The sequence below is a fragment of the Methanobrevibacter sp. genome, from assembly GCF_045636185.1.
Lineage (GTDB): Archaea > Methanobacteriota > Methanobacteria > Methanobacteriales > Methanobacteriaceae > Methanocatella.
Genome location: NZ_JAZTXC010000182.1, coordinates 1 through 5021 on the forward strand (window position 1 = coordinate 1; position 5021 = coordinate 5021).

Here is a 5021-nt window from a genome sequence, read left to right on the forward strand (position 1 = left end):
ATATTCATGAAATAATATCTTCTAAAACATTAAAGTATATAAATTTTTTAATTTTTGATGAAAATTAGTAATACTTTAAATAGCTAAAAGTATTATAAAAATGGTCAAAATAAGCCAATTATTTTAGGTTGACCTAAAATGTGTAGTAACTACACATATTAATCTATTAATAATTTAAAATATATATTATTAATTATTGAAATGGGGAATTACAATATGAAAATTATATCAATTGTGGGGAGAAAAAATACTGGAAAAACCTCACTGACAGTAAAAGTTATTGAGGAACTTACAAAAAGAGGCTATAACGTAGCTTCAATTAAGCATTCACACCACACAATGGAAATGGATAGAGAAAATACGGATACCTGGAAGCACAAAAACGCAGGATCAAATGTGGTAGTAGGAATTGGCTCAACAACTTTTTTCAATATAAGGCAAAAAATGGATTTAAACAGATTGCTTTATCTCATTAAGCATTTTGACCATATTGATTTTGTAGTAATTGAAGGATTTAAAAGTTATAATTATCCTAAAATAGCTACTTCAAGTGATGTTGTTGATAAATATACAATAAAACAAGTTGATTCATTTACAATTACAGAAAGTGGTGTTAGTGACCTGGTAGATTTAATAGAAGAAAAAGGTCATGACATTGTTGATACACTGTTCAAGAAAAATTGCGGATACAATAATGGCGAAGCAATTGCAAGAGAAATCCGTGAGGGAAATATAAAAACTGAAGACTTGGATTACGTGTCAAGTTATTTGTCAATAGACAATAAAGTGATTGGATTGAACAGATTTGTCAGCGATTACTTTAAACAGACTGTTCTTGGAATCATCAATACATTAAATATTGAGGAATATGGCGTAGAAGATGTAGAAAAAATCGAGTTATTAATTAATAACGAAAATCCTGCAGAAAAAAGTGCTAAAAACAATGGTGAAATTTTCATCAATAAAAAACCTTTAGATGCAAATCAATTCGTAATAGACATTATCTCAAATTCCATTAAAGGTATTGTCAATTCCCTTAAAACTGAAGAAAATATAGAAAAAATTACTGTAGAGATTAAAGGCATTGAAAATAATGAACTATATAATGCAGACATTGATTTGAAAATTAACGATGAAATATTGGAAATCAATAAATTCACCTGCGGAATCATAAAAGAAAGTGTTTTTGCAATGGTGAACACATTAAAAACTGATGAAGAAATCAATGAAATAAAAATTGAAGTGGGAGTATGAACCATGAGCGAAAGAGTAGTAAAAGACAACTATGACAGACCGATACTTTCACTAAGAATTACATTGACAAACAGGTGTAATGTTAACTGTATTTACTGCCACCATGACGGCATGAGATCATCTAAAAACGAAATGACTGCAGATGAAGTCTATAAAATATGCCAAATAGCTAAAAGGATTGGAGTTAGAAAAATAAGGCTTTCAGGCGGAGAACCATTAATAAGAAAAGACATTGTTGAAATTGTGGAAAAAATAAATAGTATTGGTTTTAAAGACATTTCAATAACAACAAATGGAATACTGCTTGAAAAATATGCTCAAGATCTTAAAAATGCGGGATTAGACAGAGTTAATGTTAGCTTAGATACATTAAACCCTAAAACCTATGAATTCATTACCAAAAAGGATTATCTGACTGCAGCCAAAGAGGGAATCCTGAAAAGTGTTGAAGTTGGCCTTTATCCTGTTAAGATAAACATGGTTATTATGAAAGACATCAATGAACATGAAATCAAAGACATGTTTAATTTCTGCAGAGATAATAACATGGTACTTCAATTAATAGAACTCATTGAAAGTGAAAACTGCGATGACGATAAATTCTCAGCAGAATACCATTATAAGTTAGATATGGTTGAAGAAAGGTTAGCTGATATGGCTGATGATGTTCGAGAACGTGAATTTATGCAAGGTCGTCGAAAATATTACATTAACGGTGGAGAAATCGAGGTAGTTAAACCTGTTGATAACTCTAAATTTTGTGCAAATTGTACTAGATTAAGGGTGACGCCAGACGGTAAAATTAAACCTTGCTTACTTAGAAACGATAACCTTGTAGATATTATCACCAATATCAGAAATGATGCAAGTGATGATGAATTAGAAAATATATTTTTAAAAGGTATTAATAAACGAGAACCGTTTAATACCGATTAAAATTCTTTTTTTGGTATATAATAAAAAACTAGTTTAAAAAAAAAAGAAAGAAAGTGACTTTTTTTAAAAAAAAAGAAAAAGATAAATAAAGCAAAATGCTTTATCTATAATTTTTTAGCTTTTGAAATGTGTTCGGTGAATGGGATTCTGTCATCACTGTCGAATCCTGGGATGTATCCGTAAACATCTCTTACTTTGTTGTTTACAGTACTCCATACTTTGGCTACAGGGATTTCACTAGGACAGACATCACTACATTGACCACAGTTGGTACATGCATCAACCATGTGTACCATACGAGTTAAGTGGAAGAATGGTGCTGCAGGAGTGTATCCACCAGGTACCCATTCAGGACCTTCAGCTTCAAGACAGCAGTCTTCACAGAAACATAATGGACATGCTTCACGACAACCGTAACATTTCATACATTTGGAGAATTCTTCATCGTACATGTGGAATACGTCGATGATATCTCCAGTAGTACCAGCATAATCTACATCTTTCTTAGCGTTAGCAGCTTTGAGCATGAAGTTGTTAATGTTTTCTCTGATTTTAATTCCTTTTTCGATAGGTTCAGCAACTTCGATTAAACCTGCGTCAATAACATCAGCTAAAATTTCAGAACCTTTGTCAGTGAAAACTTCTACGAAAGTAGCTTTACCAGCTAAATCGCCGATAACACCCCAGTTACCTAATGCAAGATCTGCATTGGATGGGATTTTTAAGTTACATCTTTGACAGTTTTCTCTTCTACCCATGCCGTCTTCTTCTAAGTCTTCAATACCGAAGCCTTTTTCTTCACCGTCAGCAGTTTCCATGATGAGTTTACCTTTAGAGATTTCTTCTTTAACAACATCTTTAGGATCTAATTCGTAAACTTCTTCAATCATTTTCATGGTTGGTACAGGTGGTAAAGTTCCTCCACAGTTTACACCAATCATAATGATGTTATCGCCTATGATTTTTCCTCTTTTGATTAATTCTCTAATGGTCATTGCGTCACATGGTTTACATGAGACTGCAACTTTCATGTCTCTGCATCCGTCTAAGTATTTGTATACGAATTTTGCTAAGTTTAAAGTACCACAGTGAATTGAACCAGCAGTTTTAATAATGTCTTCAGGTTCGGTTACTAAGCATGGTACAGCATCGTATAAATCGTGACCTTCTTCTACGCCAACAACTGCATCAACAGCTCCACTTTCTAATAAGTGTTTCATGATAGTAGTTACAACTCCACCATATTCACCTTTGGATTTGATGTCTTCGTTAGCAGAGTAAGCATAATACATTTTTTCAATATTTGCGCTCATTTAAATCTACCCCTTATTTATTTACCTACTTTTACAGTGGTAGTTGACATTTTTTCTGCTTTAATTTCAGTGTCAGTACCATCTTTGTAAACTTCGCCTTTCATTGCTACTTTTTCAGGGAGTTTTTCAACTTCAATAGCACAAGCTTTTAATTCAACCATTTTAGATTTAGGGTCGAAAGAATCGGAGTTAGTTAATACGTTAGCAGCACATTCTACAAAGTGCATTGGGATGTTTACAATTCCTTCTCTGATATCATCAGTTACACGTGCAGGAATAGCAATTTCTCCTCTTCTTGAGAATGCTCTTACTACTTCACCATTAATAATTCCTCTTGCTTCTGCATCTTTACTGTTAATTTCGATGAATCCTGTTTTAACTTCGTTAGATAAAGTTTCACATCTTCTGGTCATAGCAGCGTGGTAGTGGAACAATATTCTAGTAGTAGTTAATAATAATGGATATTCGTCATCTACAGTTTCAACTGGTCCTTTGTGTTCTAATGCTTGGAAGACTCCTAAACCATCAGGGTGTGCAAATTTCTCTTTGTGCATTAATGGTTGACATGGGTCGTCTTCGGATGGGCAAGGCCAGTGAAGTGCTTCAGGAGTGTCTAATCTTTCACGGTTCATACCAGCCATGATTGGAGCACATTCTCTGATTTCTTCAAAGATGTCTTGAGCTGATTCGTAGTGGAATAATTCTCTTGGGACACCCATTCTGACTGCGATTTCTTCCATGATTTTCCAATCTAACCATGCGCCTTCAGGTGGTTCTTGTGCTTTGTGTAAGCATTGAACTCTTCTTTCACCACTGGTGAAGGTACCTTCTTGTTCACCCCAACCTGCTGCAGGTAAAACAACATCAGCACATTGTGCGGTATCGGTTAAGAAACATTCTTGAACAACTAACATTTCTAAGTTTTCAAGTGCTTCTTTGGTGTGTTGTACGTCAGCATCGGAGAGAACTGGGTCTTCCCCATGGATGTATAATACTTTTAAGTCACCAGCGTGAGCTGCATTCATCATTTCAACTAAAGTTAAACCAGGTGTGGTTGGTAAGTTTACTTCGTATCCGTATCCACTGTAATAGTCATTGAACCATGCAGTAGTTTCTGGGTCTTTAACTTTTCTGTAACCTACGTAGTCAGAAGGTAATGCACCCATATCACAAGCACCTTGTACGTTGTTTTGTCCTCTTAATGGGTTTACACCAGTACCTTGTTTACCGATATTACCGGTTAACATTGCTAAGTTAGCAGTGGACATAACGTTGTCTGCACCGTGGGAGTGTTCGGTAATACCTAATGAGTATACAATAGCTGCTTTGTCAGCAGATGCATATTCTACAGCTAAGTGTTCGATTACTTCAGGTTTGATACCAGTAATTTCAGAAGCCATATCTAAGTCGTATTTTTGTACAACTTCTTTCATTTCTTCGTAACCTTTGGTTCTGTTTGCAATGAATTCATCATCTTGTAATCCTTTGTCAATGATAACTTTAATCATTGCGTTCATT

At 34.3% G+C, this 5021-nt stretch carries 3 protein-coding genes and 1 pseudogene; 2 read left to right on the forward strand and 2 right to left on the reverse strand.

The genetic code is table 11. The annotated features are described in order from the left end of the window. The first annotated feature begins 216 nt into the window (after positions 1 to 216). Entirely contained in the window at positions 217 to 1254 is a 1038-nt protein-coding gene (gene mobB / locus ACKI3Q_RS09985; RefSeq protein WP_407416443.1) for a molybdopterin-guanine dinucleotide biosynthesis protein B, read from the forward strand. A gap of 3 nt (positions 1255 to 1257) precedes the next feature. Then, the gene (gene moaA / locus ACKI3Q_RS09990) at positions 1258 to 2190 is read left to right on the forward strand and encodes a GTP 3',8-cyclase MoaA (RefSeq protein WP_407416444.1); all 933 of its coding nucleotides are present in this window, start codon (positions 1258 to 1260) and stop codon (positions 2188 to 2190) included. A 104-nt stretch (positions 2191 to 2294) separates the two neighbouring features. Here moaA and ACKI3Q_RS09995 read toward each other — a convergent pair whose 3' ends face one another. After that, on the reverse strand, positions 2295 to 3503 hold the full coding sequence (locus ACKI3Q_RS09995) for a Coenzyme F420 hydrogenase/dehydrogenase, beta subunit C-terminal domain (protein WP_407416445.1): 1209 nt from the start codon (positions 3501 to 3503) through the stop codon (positions 2295 to 2297). A gap of 113 nt (positions 3504 to 3616) precedes the next feature. After that, positions 3617 to 5021 (reverse strand): annotated as a pseudogene (locus ACKI3Q_RS10000) (molybdopterin oxidoreductase family protein); the annotation flags it as partial.